18 protein-coding genes are annotated in these 13,503 nt (G+C 69.0%); 5 read left to right on the plus strand and 13 right to left on the minus strand.

The window, feature by feature from the left end:
- Nucleotides 1–31 precede the first annotated feature (31 nt).
- The 4 genes from ACN27F_RS11300 to ACN27F_RS11315 all read right to left on the minus strand — a co-directional run bounded on the left by ACN27F_RS11300 (nt 32) and on the right by ACN27F_RS11315 (nt 4,316).
- Nucleotides 32–2,524, minus strand: a complete 2,493-nt coding sequence (locus ACN27F_RS11300) for an NACHT domain-containing protein (RefSeq protein WP_421433235.1) — start codon at nt 2,522–2,524, stop codon at nt 32–34.
- Nucleotides 2,524–2,913, minus strand: coding sequence for a hypothetical protein (locus tag ACN27F_RS11305; RefSeq protein WP_421433236.1), 390 nt, complete (start codon nt 2,911–2,913; stop codon nt 2,524–2,526). The genes ACN27F_RS11300 and ACN27F_RS11305 overlap by 1 nt, the downstream gene beginning before the upstream one ends.
- Nucleotides 2,914–3,139: 226 nt before the next feature.
- The gene (locus ACN27F_RS11310; RefSeq protein WP_421433237.1) at nt 3,140–3,973 is read right to left on the minus strand and encodes an ImmA/IrrE family metallo-endopeptidase; all 834 of its coding nucleotides are present in this window, start codon (nt 3,971–3,973) and stop codon (nt 3,140–3,142) included.
- On the minus strand, nt 3,963–4,316 hold the full coding sequence (locus ACN27F_RS11315) for a helix-turn-helix domain-containing protein (protein ID WP_421433238.1): 354 nt from the start codon (nt 4,314–4,316) through the stop codon (nt 3,963–3,965). Before ACN27F_RS11315 ends, ACN27F_RS11310 begins: the two co-directional genes overlap by 11 nt.
- 268 nt (nt 4,317–4,584) lie before the next feature.
- Between ACN27F_RS11315 and ACN27F_RS11320 the strand changes: the two genes are divergently transcribed.
- Nucleotides 4,585–5,187: a Uma2 family endonuclease gene (locus ACN27F_RS11320; RefSeq protein ID WP_421433239.1), complete on the plus strand. Its 603-nt coding sequence runs from the start codon at nt 4,585–4,587 to the stop codon at nt 5,185–5,187.
- Here the strand turns inward: ACN27F_RS11320 and ACN27F_RS11325 are convergent.
- From ACN27F_RS11325 to ACN27F_RS11345, 5 genes are all read right to left on the minus strand, one after another.
- Nucleotides 5,173–5,631: a GNAT family N-acetyltransferase gene (locus ACN27F_RS11325; RefSeq protein ID WP_421433240.1), complete on the minus strand. Its 459-nt coding sequence runs from the start codon at nt 5,629–5,631 to the stop codon at nt 5,173–5,175. The two genes, ACN27F_RS11320 and ACN27F_RS11325, sit on opposite strands and share 15 nt — an antisense overlap.
- Before the next feature lie 79 nt (nt 5,632–5,710).
- Nucleotides 5,711–5,905, minus strand: coding sequence for a DUF397 domain-containing protein (locus ACN27F_RS11330; RefSeq protein ID WP_421433241.1), 195 nt, complete (start codon nt 5,903–5,905; stop codon nt 5,711–5,713).
- The gene (locus ACN27F_RS11335; RefSeq protein WP_421433242.1) at nt 5,892–6,260 is read right to left on the minus strand and encodes a hypothetical protein; all 369 of its coding nucleotides are present in this window, start codon (nt 6,258–6,260) and stop codon (nt 5,892–5,894) included. Before ACN27F_RS11335 ends, ACN27F_RS11330 begins: the two co-directional genes overlap by 14 nt.
- Nucleotides 6,261–6,362: 102 nt before the next feature.
- Nucleotides 6,363–6,557: a DUF397 domain-containing protein gene (locus tag ACN27F_RS11340; RefSeq protein ID WP_421433243.1), complete on the minus strand. Its 195-nt coding sequence runs from the start codon at nt 6,555–6,557 to the stop codon at nt 6,363–6,365.
- Complete coding sequence (locus ACN27F_RS11345) at nt 6,544–7,173, minus strand: DUF5753 domain-containing protein (RefSeq protein WP_421433244.1); 630 nt, start codon at nt 7,171–7,173, stop codon at nt 6,544–6,546. Before ACN27F_RS11345 ends, ACN27F_RS11340 begins: the two co-directional genes overlap by 14 nt.
- Before the next feature lie 80 nt (nt 7,174–7,253).
- Here ACN27F_RS11345 and ACN27F_RS11350 point away from each other — a divergent pair, with 80 nt between their 5' ends.
- Nucleotides 7,254–8,504, plus strand: a complete 1,251-nt coding sequence (locus ACN27F_RS11350; protein ID WP_416594627.1) for an IS4 family transposase — start codon at nt 7,254–7,256, stop codon at nt 8,502–8,504.
- A gap of 191 nt (nt 8,505–8,695) precedes the next feature.
- Here ACN27F_RS11350 and ACN27F_RS11355 read toward each other — a convergent pair whose 3' ends face one another.
- Nucleotides 8,696–8,869 (minus strand): helix-turn-helix domain-containing protein, encoded by a 174-nt coding sequence (locus ACN27F_RS11355; protein ID WP_421433245.1) that lies wholly within the window; start codon nt 8,867–8,869, stop codon nt 8,696–8,698.
- A 427-nt stretch (nt 8,870–9,296) separates the two neighbouring features.
- On the opposite strand from ACN27F_RS11355, the gene ACN27F_RS11360 reads away from it, so the two are divergent.
- Together ACN27F_RS11360 and ACN27F_RS11365 are read left to right on the plus strand one after the other, a co-directional pair.
- On the plus strand, nt 9,297–9,521 hold the full coding sequence (locus tag ACN27F_RS11360) for a hypothetical protein (RefSeq protein WP_421433246.1): 225 nt from the start codon (nt 9,297–9,299) through the stop codon (nt 9,519–9,521).
- Nucleotides 9,511–9,792 (plus strand): hypothetical protein, encoded by a 282-nt coding sequence (locus tag ACN27F_RS11365; protein WP_421433247.1) that lies wholly within the window; start codon nt 9,511–9,513, stop codon nt 9,790–9,792. Before ACN27F_RS11360 ends, ACN27F_RS11365 begins: the two co-directional genes overlap by 11 nt.
- A gap of 51 nt (nt 9,793–9,843) precedes the next feature.
- Here the strand turns inward: ACN27F_RS11365 and ACN27F_RS11370 are convergent, their stop codons facing one another.
- On the minus strand, nt 9,844–10,965 hold the full coding sequence (locus ACN27F_RS11370) for an FHA domain-containing protein (RefSeq protein ID WP_421433248.1): 1,122 nt from the start codon (nt 10,963–10,965) through the stop codon (nt 9,844–9,846).
- Between the two features lie 99 nt (nt 10,966–11,064).
- Nucleotides 11,065–11,358: a 4a-hydroxytetrahydrobiopterin dehydratase gene (locus tag ACN27F_RS11375; protein ID WP_421440118.1), complete on the minus strand. Its 294-nt coding sequence runs from the start codon at nt 11,356–11,358 to the stop codon at nt 11,065–11,067.
- 208 nt (nt 11,359–11,566) lie between these two features.
- On the opposite strand from ACN27F_RS11375, the gene ACN27F_RS11380 reads away from it, so the two are divergent.
- Nucleotides 11,567–12,379 carry a hypothetical protein gene (locus ACN27F_RS11380; protein ID WP_421433249.1) on the plus strand — a complete coding sequence of 271 codons (813 nt, stop codon included), beginning with the start codon at nt 11,567–11,569 and terminating at the stop codon, nt 12,377–12,379.
- An 81-nt stretch (nt 12,380–12,460) separates the two neighbouring features.
- Here the strand turns inward: ACN27F_RS11380 and ACN27F_RS11385 are convergent, their stop codons facing one another.
- Nucleotides 12,461–13,483, minus strand: a complete 1,023-nt coding sequence (locus tag ACN27F_RS11385) for a fatty acid desaturase family protein (protein ID WP_421433250.1) — start codon at nt 13,481–13,483, stop codon at nt 12,461–12,463.
- Between the last annotated feature and the right edge of the window lie 20 nt (nt 13,484–13,503).

Genomic DNA, 13,503 nt, shown 5'->3' on the forward strand with positions numbered 1-13,503 from the left:
GGCCACGTCGCGACGTAGATTAGCCGGGTTGTCAGCGCAACGATTGATCGCCCACGCCGGTGACGCGCCACGCCTCGATGGCGTCAGCGACGCGGCTGTCACGCCGTTCCCGTGCCCGTACGATGATCTCGTCGACAGATACTCCGTGACGCCGGACCAGTTCGATCGCTACGGCGAACACCGCCACCCAGGATGCGTCGGCGAGATGTTCCCTGACCACGTCGATGAATGCGTCAGCTGACATCCTGGCCAGGTGGGAAGCGGCGAGGTGCTCACGGAACGCGGTGTGCGTGAAGGCGAACCACTCCCGCTCGACCTCTCTCAGCACGATGACGCGCGACGTCAACGCGTGGACAAGCAGCTCCGTACGTCGACGGTGGCCGGCTCCATGGAGGTCGTGAACCACTCGGCGAGCCAGGTCGCCGATCACGTCACCGCTGATCACGACGCGGTCATCCGAACTGGACTGCATGTGGTACGCGATGCGTTCCAGAGCCTCGCGCAGGTCACTGGCGGTGGGTTCGAGGGTGCCTCGGCTGTACTCCCGGGAGTAGACCATCTGTTCGACGATCTCCTGCATGAGCCCGGTGAAGCTCCCCGCCGCCAGATGGTCGGAATCCGACATCGACAACGCCATCTGCAGCCCTAGCGGGCTCATCACGGCCGGGTTGTCGTACCGAGGAAAGCCCTTCATGCCGGTCTTGCCGAACTTGGCCAGGTAGATCGCCGCCAGATCCCGGTCCCACTGCCTGATGCCCACCTGGTCGAAGCCGGGCAGATCATCGTGCAACGCGGCGTACGGCCGGGTGGTCACGAGCATCGGCACCTGCGGGTTCTCCCCGGCGAACCGCCGCACCGACGCCACGGTTTCACGACGAGCCCGGTCGACGACCTCGTCCAAGCCGTCCAGCACCAGAAAGACCTGCCCGCTGCGCAACGCGACGTCCAACGCGTCCGGAGTCAACTCGATCCCACACCGATGGGTGAGGCTGCGTCTGATGAGGGCGGGCACGCCACCCTCGTCGTCACTCGCGCGCCAATCGCGCAGCAGGACCATGATCGGCAGCGGGCCCTGCTGGTCGCGAAGCCGCCGTTGCGCCGCCCCGTGGCACAGATGGTTCACCATCGTGGTCTTGCCGGTGCCACCCGGTGCGACCAGCATGAGCCGACGGCGGGCCGGGAACACCTCGGCGAGTTTGCTTGCTCCGCTGGTCGGCTCCGCCGGCAGCAACGGGGTGTCCAACGGGGTGTCCACGTACAGGTCGGCGGGCCGGAGGTCACGCAGACTCGTTCTTCTGGCAAGTGCCGGCAGCAGGTTCAGCTCGAACTCGAACTGGGGCAGATAGTCGGTGTCGAGCCGGTTCAGCGACCAAATGGTCATCCGCTCCTGAGCTGCGCGCTGCCGGTCCGGCTGTTCCTCGGCTGCTGCCAACTGGCGGGCGCGCAGCCACAGCAGATCATGCATGCGTACGGCGGTGTCGGTCTCGGGCTGCAGGAACGCGTACCCGATCAGCTGGTCGAGGATCTCCTCCGCCAGGTCGGCATCGTCAGCGACCAATGCTCGGACCAGGTCCGGGTTCATCAGCGACGACGGCGCGAGCCCGAGCAGCCGGTAACCGCGCGCGACGGCGGGCGGCAGTTCCCGGTACGCCAGCTCGAAGCTCGCCTGCACGGATAGCTCCCCCGCGGCGAGTTTCCTGAGCCGGTCCGAACCAGGGCCACCCAGTCTGCGCGCCAGGTCTCGCCAGGTCCAGTGGGGTCGAGCTTTGAGCATGGCTCCGGCAATCCGCAGCGCCAGCGGAAGGTTCGCGGCGCATCGGTTGATCTGCCGCACCTCGGCCTGGTCGGCTTCGGTGATCTCGCGCATCGCGACGGCGGCCAGCATCACCATGGCCTCATCGTCGGGCAGCGGTTGCAGTGGCAGGATCCGGACGCCGGGCAGCTCGGAGATCGGCGTCCAGCTCGTGATAAACACCACCGCCTCGGAAACTCCGGGCAGCAACGGCTCGACCTGAACGGCGCTGGAGGCGTTGTCAATGACAATCACCGATCGCCGACCGGCCAGCGCCGACCGGTAGTACGCGGAACGCAGCAACAGGCCGCTCGGCACCTCGGCCGGCTGCACGCCAAGTTGCACGAGTACCCCGCCGAGCAGGTCTTCCACCAGAATCGGCTGATCGGTCGACCTGAAGTCGAAGTACAGCTGGCAGTCGGGGAATCTGTCACTCACCTGGTGCGCGAGGTAGATCGCCAGAGCCGACTTTCCCGCCCCGGCAAGACCCGCGACGTTGATGACCGTCGGCCGGGACCCGATGTCCAGCCACTGGTGGATCGTGCCGATCTGCGCCCGCCGGCCGCTGAAATCGGGTGCGGCGAACGGCAACTGCCGCACCTGCTTCGGCGCTCTCAGCCCGACTTCGACGGGACCGTAGTTGTTTCCGCCAATATTCAGCTGCACAGCGTGGTCGGCCGCCTCGGCGGCGACTCTGCTTGCGGGCTGGGGATCCATCGCAGGGGCGCCCATCAGGTGAAGGTCACCGGTCCGTAGTTGTCGCCGCCGATGTTGATCTGCTTGGCGTTGTCCCGGGCCACCGCGATCACCGTCGCCAGTTTCTGGTCGCCGCCGGCCTGGTCCAGCAGGGTGGCCACATCGGCACGAAACACTGGGTCAGCTACGGCTGCGGCGTGCACCTCGCCGGCTATCACCTGCGCATCGGCGTCGTTACCGCCGTCAGCTCCGCGTTCGCCCGTTGTCAGCCGGTCAAGCGCATTCGCACCACCGGGTGTCAGACGTGCCCGCACCGCACCCAGCATCCGCTGGACCGCCCGCCACGCGTCGGTACCCGCCTGGTTGGCGAAGCCTTCAGCGGCGCTGGCACCGGCCACCGCCGCGACTGCAAGTCCGATCGACACCGGATCCATCCGCCTGCCTCGTCTCCGGAGGGTTGAGCTGAATCAATCGCAGGGGCGATTATCCGGTTCCAGTTGCATTCATCAAGGACGGAGTCAGAAACCGGTCACGTCCAGAGTTGGCTGCGAGATACCGGGCCGATCGGCGAGCCCTCCCCGCCGTTACGATGACCGCCGTGACCCGTACGGATACGGCAGCCCGGGTGATGTCTGCCCCGGTCGAGCGTATCTACGCCGCCCTGGTCGACCCGGACGCACTCACCGCCTGGCTGCCGCCGCAGGAGACGCCCGGCCGGTTCGCCGGATCAGCCCAGATCGTCTGCTGGTCGGCCGGTACGATCCCAGCCTCGGCCAGTTCCGCTTCGGCTACTTCGAGGGCGACGCCGCGCAGGTTGGCGATGACCTGGGCGGAGAGCACACCCGCAGCCCAACCCTCGATTGCGCGGGACAGTAGTCGTTGTGGTGCCCGCCGTCGGTTCGAGTCGGCCTGCAGTGCGTTGTACTGGTCGATCCATCCGAAACGGACAGCGAGTTGGGGGGTCGTCACTCCCATCCACTCCGCTTTCCTGACGGCCTCGATGTACCCGGCCTGCTCCAAAGCGATGGCGGCAACGGCTGGGGACACCAGGTAGCGCTGGACGACGGCGGATAGCACGGACCGACTGGTCACCCGCTGGTCTGTGAGGAACTGCTGCAGACCATCCAGCGGCAACAGCAGGTGCCGGGCGAAGGCGTCGGCCCGGATCTCCGCCGGCGATCGTCTGCCGCAGTTGCCCGCACCGTCGGCCGCCCAGTCGCCGAACTGCACGTGGCCGAGCTCGTGGGCGAGCGTGCTGCGCTGCCGCATCGGGTACCGGGTCCGGGCGACGCCGATGAAGACGGTGCCGTAGGCCGGGTCGCACATGGTCAGACCGTGTTCGTCGGGTCCGGCGTCAAGGACCGCCACATCGACGCCGGTGGTCTGTTCGATGACCGCGACGAGATCACCCAGCGGCTGAATCCCGAGGTGATGCTCCAAGCGGAAACAGCTGGCCGCCGCGCGTCCCTGTGCTTCAGCTGTCACGCCCGGAACCGATGTCGCTGACGGCAGGGATAGCTTGTTGGTGAAGATAGTCATCAAGCTCCAGAAACCCCAGAAGGGCCTGTCTCATCCCCTCCATGTCCGGACCACCGGTCGCTCTGGCGGCGAACTGGACCCGGTCCGCCACCGCCACTACCCCGGTGAGCTGAGCAACCGTGTGCCCAGTCGCCCAGGCAATAGCGACGATCTCCGGCATCTTGGCCACCCGATCGCCGGAGATGATGCGCGACAGGGTCGACTGCGAGACACCTGAACGTTCGGCGAGAGCTCGCTGGCTCAGACCAGCGGCGATCCGAGCACGTTCGATCCGGACCCCGGTACTCATTGCCGCCACCCTTTCCGGCTTGAATCAGCTTCCCATGCGGTGATTCAGTCTACCTCTCCCAGGGCCTCCTGTCTTGCACTGCCGGCACGGCCGACGCCCAGCAGTCAGACCGCGAGGCGGTCTCGAAGCCGGTGGCGAAGTAGCCAGGAGTGCCACCAGGGCGTGGCTATCCTCGGCCTGAACTACTCGGCTCGCCGACGATCGCCGGCTCCGCGGCACGCAGCGGTGGGAGACTTGTGACAGCATCCGTCAGGAGGTGAGTCTGCCGATGACCGTTGCCGCACTTGATCACCCCGAGCCGTGGACCGAGGCCGAGTACTTCGCGCTCGGGGAAACCCGAAACCGGATCGAGTTGATCGACGGAGGACTGTGGCTGAGCCCCGCACCGAACAGACCGCACCAGGACATCTCGTTCCTCCTCCTGACGGCGATCCGGCCGGCCGCGCGATCGGCGGGTCTGCGGGCACACGAGGCGGTCAACGTACGGCTGGCCGCCAACCGGATCGTGATCCCGGACCTGGTGGTGGCGAAGGTCGGACGGCTCGGCGGCGTCGCCGACGCGCACGAGGTCGTCCTGGCCGGGGAGATCACCTCGCCGAGCACTGTCGCCACCGACCGCGTACAGAGAATGCAGTTCTACGCCGCCGCGCGGATCGGCTGGTACCTGCTCGTCGAGCCCGACATGGTCGAGTACGAATCACTCACGCTGCGGCTGTTCCGCTTGGAGGGCGAGCACTACGTCGAGCATGTGGTTGCCGCAGACGGACAGCGGCTGACCTCCGACCTTCCGTTTCCGATCGAGATCACGACCAACGCCCTGCTCGACTTCTCAACCACTAATGACTGTGATCGCTCATCACTCGGTCGTTAGTGATGTGTCGAAGCTGAGGCAGACATCCGGCGGCGCGCCCGGCACCGAGGCCACCTCGGATTGGTACCAGCGCGGTCCCACCGCGTCGGTCGCCACCCGCAGCCAGAACGACTGCGCTCCGGGGTTGTACGACTGGAAGACGATCCTCCACCGGCCTGGCCATCCGGCGATGACCTGGCCAGCCGCCACACGTCCCACGCCGGTCCGCCGCAACGGCCGGACCACGAAGCAGTCGTTGATCGAGGCAACCTGATCAACCCGGCCCGCCATGACGAATCCGCCGAGCCCTCCCGCCACTGTGATCAGCCAGGTCCGAGTGTGCGGATCCGCGCCAGCCAGAAAACGGTCGAGACGGCGATTGTGGTAGGTGCCGTCCGCGTTCGGCAGGTGACGATACGCCTCAGCGAGGTCGTACCGGTACAGCTGCCCCAGGTTGCCGAGCACCGCACGGTGGGACCGGTCGACCGGCGTCAGGCGACCGGCGCCGATGGAAGCCCCGGCGGACGCACGCCGGCCACGGTGGTCAACGTATGGCTGACGGGGTGTGGGCGACGAAGGCGGACCAGGCGACCGGCGCGAAAGCCAGGGTGCCACCGGCCCGGTCCTTGGAGTCCCGCACCAGCACCCGGCCCGGCAGATTGTCGGCGACCTCCACGCAATCGCCACCGTTGGGGCTGCTGCGGCTGGATTTGCGCCAGATCGGCTCACTCGCGTTCATCGAACATCCCCAATCGGATTGCGGCCCGGGATCCGGGCCTGGCTTGGACGAGTACCTGGTGTTTGGACTCCCACAACTGTCGCACCTGCGGAGGCAGGACCAGGGTTGGCCAGAGGCGGACGAGCGTTCCGCCGTCCAGCCATCGAGCGAGATCATCGACTGTCGTCGCTTCGCGGAGCACCGTCTCGTACAAGCTGGCCAGCCGGCGAGGGTTGGCGAGGTCATACTGCGCTCGCCCCGACCAGTCCAACCTCTTGATCAGCGTGACCTGGCCACTGACCGGCCCGCGCAGATCGTCGAGCCGTTCGCTGACCACGTACGGACGCTGGTCGGCGTAGCGCGATCCGGGCGGCACGGCTCGCGCCGCCGGACTCGTCCCCGGTTGGTGATACGGGGACGAGCCGGTCGGCTGAGCGCACATGCCTAAAAGGCGGGGTGAGGCGGCGTTGGGGGTGGGTCAGCGTACGGCTGACGGGGTGTGGGCGAGGAAGGCGGACCAGGCGGCCGGCGCGAAAGCCAGGGTGCCACCGGCCCGGTCCTTGGAGTCCCGCACCAGCACCCGGCCCGGCAGATTGTCGGCGACCTCCACACAGTTGCCGCCGTTGGAGCTGCTGCGGCTGGACTTGCGCCAGATCGGCTCACTCGTGTTCATCGATCATCCTCACGATCAGATCGCGGCTCTGGCTGACGGTGAGCGCCAGTCCCGACAAAGCATCCCACGTCTGTTCCAGGTCAAGCACGTCCTGAGCCTCGGTGACGATCCGGCCGCTCAACTGGTCGTCCAGGTAGCCGATCCGCCGGTCGTTGGAGAGGCAGGCGACCACGAACGCGCCCGCGATCCCGGGGTGCATGCCGACGTCAGCGGGGAGCACCCGGATCTGAACATCCGGACGGTGGCCGATGTCGACCAGGTGCTCCAGCTGGTCCTTCATGAAGGCAGCGGTCAGGCGCAGCGCCGCCTCGGCGATGATCGCGGTGAACTGGATGTCCTCGTCGCGGTCCAGCGTCGCCGACTGGCGTTCCAGTCGGACGGCGAGCGCCTCGTCGAGCCGCCGCCGGGTGCGCGGGCCGACGGCGAGGACCGCGCGGGCGTACGCCTCGGTCTGCAACAGCCCCGGCACCACCAGCGGCTCGAACGAGCGCAGCACCAGCGCGCGGCGCTCACTCTCCAGCCAGGAGCGCAGCCACAGGGCCTGCGAATTCTCCCGCGCGGCGGCGGACAGCCGCTGGATCTCGTCACCGGTGCCGTACAACTCGTCAAGATCCAATGCCGTTCAGATAGGGCGTTTGGCGAGGTCGGCGTGGTGGGCTGACGTCGGTTGTGGGTGGGCCGGTACGGTGGCTGGCCGTGACGTCATCGGTAGTCGAGACAGGATCACGGCCGTGGGGCCGGTTGACCGACCACATCGGGCTGGGTGTGGTGTCGGCCCGGTTCAGTCGTGACCTGCTGGAAGAGGTCCTGAACCGTACCGAGCGGCGGGAGAAACGCTCCCGGCGGCTGCCCGCGCACGTGATGATCCGGTACGTGATCGCGATGGGCCTGTTCTTCGCCGAGTCGTATGACGAGGTGATGCGCCGGCTGGTCGGTAACCTGCGCAGACTCGGCTCGTGGGACGACGACTGGCAGGTCCCGACCAGGTCCGCGATCACCCAGGCCCGGCAACGGCTCGGGCCTGAGCCGATGAAAGCGCTGTTCGCCCGGGCCGCGGTGCCCCTGGCCGGTCCGGGGACGAAAGGCGCGTGGTTGGCCCGACGCCGGCTGGTGGCGATCGACGCGACCAGCTTCGACGTGGCCGACACCCCGGCGAACGTGGAACGGTTCGGCCGGATGGGGTCGGGGCCGAAGTCGTCGGCCTATCCGAAGCTGCACGTCGCGGCCCTGGCCGAGTGCGGCACCCACGCGATCGTGGGCGCGGTGCTCGGTGGCTGCCGCACCGGGGAACGCACCCTGGCCGCCGACCTCACCAGCGTGGTGGAGCCGGACATGCTGGTCCTGGCCGACGCCGGCCTCTACTCCTGGGAACTGTTCAACCGGTACGCGGACACCGGCGCGGACCTGGCCTGGAGGGTCGGCGCGTCGGTGTCGATCGGCCACGTCCGCTGGCTGCCCGACGGTTCCTACCTCGCCCTGGCCTACCGGCCCGGACTGAGCGCCGACCGACGCCGTCGTCTGGTCGAACTGGCCGTTGCCGGCGGCGACATCGACCCGGACGTGGCGCGGCTGGTGCGGGTGGTCGAGTACACCGTGCCGGAGCGTAACCCCGATGGTGACCTGATCACCCTGGTCACCACGGTCCTCGACCCCCACGAGATACCCGCTGCGGACCTCGCCGCCGCATACCAGCAACGGTGGGAGGAGGAGTCCGCCCTCGGCGAGATCAAGACCGACCTACGCGGCCGAGGCGAGGTCCTGCGGTCGAAGACCCCGGACCTGGTCGAACAACAGATGTGGGGACTGCTGCTGGCCCACTACGCCATCCGGGCGTTGTTGGTCGACGCCGCCGACCCAGCCGGCTACGACCCGGACCGGATGTCGTTCATACAGGGCGTCCGGGTCGTCCGCCGCCAGGTCACCGACCAGGCGGCCATCACCCCCTGAGCGCCTGAACGCCGCTGTCGCCGACGCCATCGCCGAACTCCTGCGTCACCGACTCCCGCCACGCCGACACCGCACCTGCCCCCGCGCGATCAAACGCGCCCGTCACAACTCCTACCGCGTCAAACGCCCCACCGACCGCGACACCCGCCACCCCGGACCACCAACACCCCACCTGGCCTGCCCAAACATCCTTAACTGAACGGCATTGCGTCAAGATCGGCGGCGGTGTCCGCCATCGGGATCAGCTTGCCGGTCTCGAACCCGCCGATCGTCGAATTGCTGACCCGGATGGCCTCGCCCACCTGCGCCTGGGTGAGGTTGCGCTTGGCGCGCTCGCGGCGGAGCAGATCCTGAAGCTCACTCATTGACTGGCCTCCACTGGAATCCATTGGTGCGTGCTGGAGTGATTTCCCGTTCGGCACTGCGCTGCCAGAATCTTCCCCTGTCCACGTCGGTTAGTCCAGGGTGGAAATACGACAACCTTTTCGCGGCAAGGGGGACGACGTGTTCAGGAACGACGGGATCGGGGGTACGCCCCGCCTCGCCAGGTACACCTCGATCGGTACGCCACCACGCGGGAACAGGGAAAGCGACTCCACCCCGAATCGTCCGCCGCTGCCGAGGCGGACTCCCGGAGAAACCGACATCAATCAAGATCCACGATTCCGGCTGCTGTCCGCACGCGCGTCCGCGCCAACACCGGCACCGGCACCGGCACCGGCACCGGCACCGGCACCGGCACAACCGTCGGGCACGACGCCGACGAATCACGAGAGGGAAGTCGATCATGTCGTGCTGGCGCGAGCACGGGAAATCGTCAGCACGCACCTGCCGAGCCGGCTGGCCGAATGCCGGGTGTGCAATTCTGCGGCGCTCTGCGAACCGTTCACGAAGGCACTGGCAGTCCTGCAACGGCACGACCCCGGGAAAGCGCGACGGGTGATGGCCGTGCTCTATCTGGCCGGGCTGTGGCCCCCGGCGTACGTCGACGCCGGGGACGACGACGATGCCGCGTAAGGAACTGCTCCGCGTCGGCGACACGCTGCGCCTGGGCAAGGCCGACTGGGTGTACGGCGACCGGTCGATGACCGTCCGGGTCGCCGATATCCGCTACGGCCTCGATCAGCGGGAGTCGCTGGTGGTCGGCGTCATCGCCACGGTGGTGGCCAGCGGTCGCGACGGCCGGATGGTCGCGATCGCGATCTACAAGACCGCCCTGACCCGCCCCGGTGTCCTGGAACGCGCCCGCCCCGTCAACGGCCACGACCCGACCGGAGGCGACGACTGAAGAGACCCCGACACCGTGACATGAGGTCTCTGGCCCTCCAGGTAGGGGCGCTTATCCCGGGCGGTTGACGGTGCGGATCGACATGGTCGGCGCGTCGGCCATCACCGAGCTGGGATTCGACACGCCGCCGGTGGCCCAGACCCGCGACCGCGCGATGTGTACGCCCGGATACAGCTCCACCACGTCGGCGGGCAGCAGCGGCCGGGCCTGCCGCTTGATGGTGCGGCGTTCCTCGTCGTCCATCGACCCGCCCGGGCGCACCCCGGTGCCGTTGGTACTGACGTCCTGCACCACCAGTTCGGTGCCGTGCAGCTCGAACCGGACGTGACTGCGGCTGATCCAGCGGCGGGCCTCCTCGGTCAGCCACTGCCCGAGCATGATGCCTTCGCCGCGTTCGGGTGCCCGGCCGACCACCACCGGATGGTCGGCGGAGACGACGAACCGCTGCCGGACCGAGCCGTCGACGCGGATCGACAGCACCTCGGCCGGCGGTCGCGGGCCGGTCTCGGCGAGCCGCTCGCCGTGCCGAGGGCAGGTGGGTCTGCCGGTACGCAGCGTCGGCGGCGGCTGGCCGCCGGGGCGACCGACCCGCATCCGGCCGAACAGCGCGCAATCCGGGTCGGGGCAGTGCCACAGCCGGACGAGCAGTTGCGCGCCGTCCGGTGACGGGTCGACGCTGACCGGGGCCGTCGCGCCACCGCCGGACCGGGCGACCAGCGCCGGTCCGCCGTGGCCGGGTAGCGGGGCGAGCAGCCGGCCGGGCTGACCGAGCCACTGGTAGCGGCCCCGCAGGCCGTCGAAGCGGTTGCGGCTGAGCACCGGCAGGCCGAGCAGCTCGGCGACCTCCAGCAGCCGGTCGGCCGGGTCGGCGAGCACCTCGACGAGGCCGTCGTCGGCCCACCGGCGGGCCACCATCCGCTCGTTGGAGGTCAGGTCGGCGTCGGAGAGCAGGCCGCGGTGCACGATGACGTACACCGGGACGTTCTCCTCGGCGACGCTGCGCCCGAGCGCGTCGATGAGCTGCCCGAGGCGCAGCATGTTCGCCGGGCGGCCGTTGTCGAAGTCGGCGTACCGCACGACCTCGGCCAGGTCCACGACGGCGCGTGCGGTCGCCGGATCGGTGCTGAGCCGGCGCTCGATCGCGTCGAGCACCTTACTGACCTCGAATCTCACCGCTTGCCTCCCCCGGGTGTCGGATCCGCACCGCGACCGTCTGTCTCAGCTCCGCGTGTCCAGCTCTGCGCCGTCAGCGTCAGTCCCGCGCCGTCGGCGTCAGCTCTGCGCCGCGATGATCTCATCGATGCGGCGGGCCAGGTCGATGTCGAGCTGGGTGGTGCCGCCGGCGGAATGGGTGCGGCACCGGAACGTCAGGTTCCGCCACCGGATGTCGATGTCCGGGTGGTGGTCCATCTCCTCGGCGACCGTGGCGACCCGGGTCACCACGGCGATCGCGTCGGGAAAGGTCGGCAACTGCGCCGTACGCGCGATCGCGCCGGAGTCGCCGGACCAGTCCGGCATCCCGGCGAGCGCGGCGCGTACCGCCGCCGGTTCGAGCACCTCCGCCATGCCGCTGACCTTACCTTCTCGGCCGCCGTCCGGACCTTCTCCACCACCGGTCCGGACCTTCTCCACCACCGGTCCGAACCTTGTCCACCGCCGTCCGGGAGGGTGCGAGCCGCCGCCGAGCCGGGATTGCGATGGCTGGTTACGCTGGCCGCGCACCAGCCGGCGCAGCGTCTCGGCCGGCCCACCAATCGACAAGGATGGACCCTTCATGCGCACTCGACGGCTGACCACCGCAGGGCTCGGCGTCGTCGCCACGCTCGCACTCGCACTCACCGGATGTGCCGGCACGACTACTACCGGATCATCCACATCGGAATCCGGTGCCGAGGCTGGCACCGAGGCCGGTGCGGCCAGCGACCAGGACGATGCCCGCGAGGCGTTGACCGCCGCCGCCGCGAAGCTCAACGAAGACACCGTGCGGGTGGCGATGACCCTCGCGATGGGCGCCGACGGCAGCATGGAGGCCACCGGTGCCATGGACCCGGCCAACCGACGAGGCCGGTTCGAAATTCACGTGGCTGTCGACGGCGAGCTGATGAAGATTGAGATGATCATGCTTGAGCAGGACATGTACCTGCAGCTGGCCGGCGACGAGATGGCCGAGCTCGCCGATGTCTGGATGCACATCGACCGGTCGAAGCTGCCCGAGGGCAGCAGCTTCGACATGATGCCGCAGGACGACCCGGCCGGCGCGGAGGACATGGTCCGGGACCTGATCGACATCGAGTGGACCGGGGACGACACTCTCGCCGGCACCATCGACATGACCAAGTCGCCGACCGCCGACCCGGAGATGATCGACGCGCTCGGCGAGGGAGCCGACTCGGTGCCGTTCACCGCCACTCTCGACGACGAGGGCCGCCTCGTCGAAATGATCATCGAGACCTCCAGTCTGGCATCGGAGATGGGTGACATGGAGACCCGTTACTCCGGCTTCGGCGAGCCGGTCGACGTCCAGGCCCCGACCGACGGCGAGATCATGCCGCTGCCGGACGCCATGCTGGGCATGTTCGACGCCTGACGCGTACGACGGTCCGGGGGCCGCGTGACCCGCGACCCCCGGGCGTGCGCCGTGGCCCCACTCAGCGTGCCGTGCCCCCGCTCAGCGCAGCGGCCGGCCGACGGCGTGCAGGTGGCGCAACGCCTCGGCGTACGAGTCGAGCAGCCCGGCCTCGGTGTACGGCAGCCCGTGCTCCCGGCAGTGGGCACGCACGATCGGCCGGGCGTGCCGCAGGTGCGGGCGCGGCATGCTCGGGAACAGGTGGTGCTCGATCTGGTAGTTGAGCCCGCCGAGCAGCAGGTCGGTGAACCAGCCGCCGCGCACGTTGCGTGAGGTCAGCACCTGCTTGCGCAGGAAGTCCAGGTTGTCGGCGGCGGAGAAGGTCGGCATCCCCTTGTGGTTGGGCGCGAACGCGCATCCCATGTACAGCCCCCACAGCCCCTGGTGCACCGCGATGAACGCCACGGCCCGCCCCGGTGGCAGCGTGGCGAAGACCAGGCCGAGGTACGCCGCCGTGTGCACCGCCAGCAGCGACCCTTCGAGCACACGGCGGCGGACCGGGCCGGACAGCACCGCCCGCACGCTGGACACCCGCAGCGACAGCCCTTCCAGCAACAGCATCGGGAAGAACAGGTACGCCTGCCAGCGCGCCAGCCACCGGGCCGCGCCCTGGGTGGCGGCGGCCTGCTCCGGCGTCCAGACCAGCGCCCCGGCCCCCACGTCCGGGTCGTCGTCGATGTGGTTCGGGTTGGCGTGGTGGCGGGTGTGCTTGTCCATCCACCAGCCGTAGCCGAGCCCGGTCGCCAGGTTGCCCAGCAGCAGGCCGGCGGTTTCGCTGGCCCGCCGGGTGCGGAACATCTGCCGGTGGCCGGCGTCGTGGCCGAGGAACGCGACCTGGGTCGCGGCGACGGCGAGCCCGGCCGCGGTGAGCAGCTGCCACCAACTGTCCCCGGCGAGGACGAACACCGCCCAGCCGGCGACGTAGGCGCCCACGGTGCAGATGATGCGGGCGGCGTACCAGGCGGGCCGGCGCTCCAGCAGGCCGGCCTGGCCGACCCGGCGGGACAACGCGGCGTAATCACTGCCCCGGCCGGTGCCGGGGCGGATGGGTGCGGCAACAGTCATCGGTCATCCGTCTCGCTCGG

The organism is Solwaraspora sp. WMMB335, from assembly GCF_049179075.1.
Classification (GTDB): domain Bacteria; phylum Actinomycetota; class Actinomycetes; order Mycobacteriales; family Micromonosporaceae; genus Micromonospora_E.

Excerpts from the sequence above, each read along its gene's own strand:
- ACN27F_RS11380 (WP_421433249.1), top strand. The coding sequence starts at position 11,567 with ATGCGCACTCGACGGCTGACCACCGCAGGGCTCGGCGTCGTCGCCACG.
- ACN27F_RS11300 (WP_421433235.1), bottom strand. The coding sequence starts at position 2,524 with ATGGGCGCCCCTGCGATGGATCCCCAGCCCGCAAGCAGAGTCGCCGCC.
- ACN27F_RS11385 (WP_421433250.1), bottom strand. The coding sequence starts at position 13,483 with ATGACTGTTGCCGCACCCATCCGCCCCGGCACCGGCCGGGGCAGTGAT.
- ACN27F_RS11320 (WP_421433239.1), top strand. The coding sequence starts at position 4,585 with ATGACCGTTGCCGCACTTGATCACCCCGAGCCGTGGACCGAGGCCGAG.
- ACN27F_RS11365 (WP_421433247.1), top strand. The coding sequence starts at position 9,511 with ATGCCGCGTAAGGAACTGCTCCGCGTCGGCGACACGCTGCGCCTGGGC.
- ACN27F_RS11330 (WP_421433241.1), bottom strand. The coding sequence starts at position 5,905 with ATGAACGCGAGTGAGCCGATCTGGCGCAAATCCAGCCGCAGCAGCCCC.
- ACN27F_RS11340 (WP_421433243.1), bottom strand. The coding sequence starts at position 6,557 with ATGAACACGAGTGAGCCGATCTGGCGCAAGTCCAGCCGCAGCAGCTCC.
- ACN27F_RS11375 (WP_421440118.1), bottom strand. The coding sequence starts at position 11,358 with ATGGCGGAGGTGCTCGAACCGGCGGCGGTACGCGCCGCGCTCGCCGGG.
- ACN27F_RS11355 (WP_421433245.1), bottom strand. The coding sequence starts at position 8,869 with ATGAGTGAGCTTCAGGATCTGCTCCGCCGCGAGCGCGCCAAGCGCAAC.
- ACN27F_RS11315 (WP_421433238.1), bottom strand. The coding sequence starts at position 4,316 with ATGAGTACCGGGGTCCGGATCGAACGTGCTCGGATCGCCGCTGGTCTG.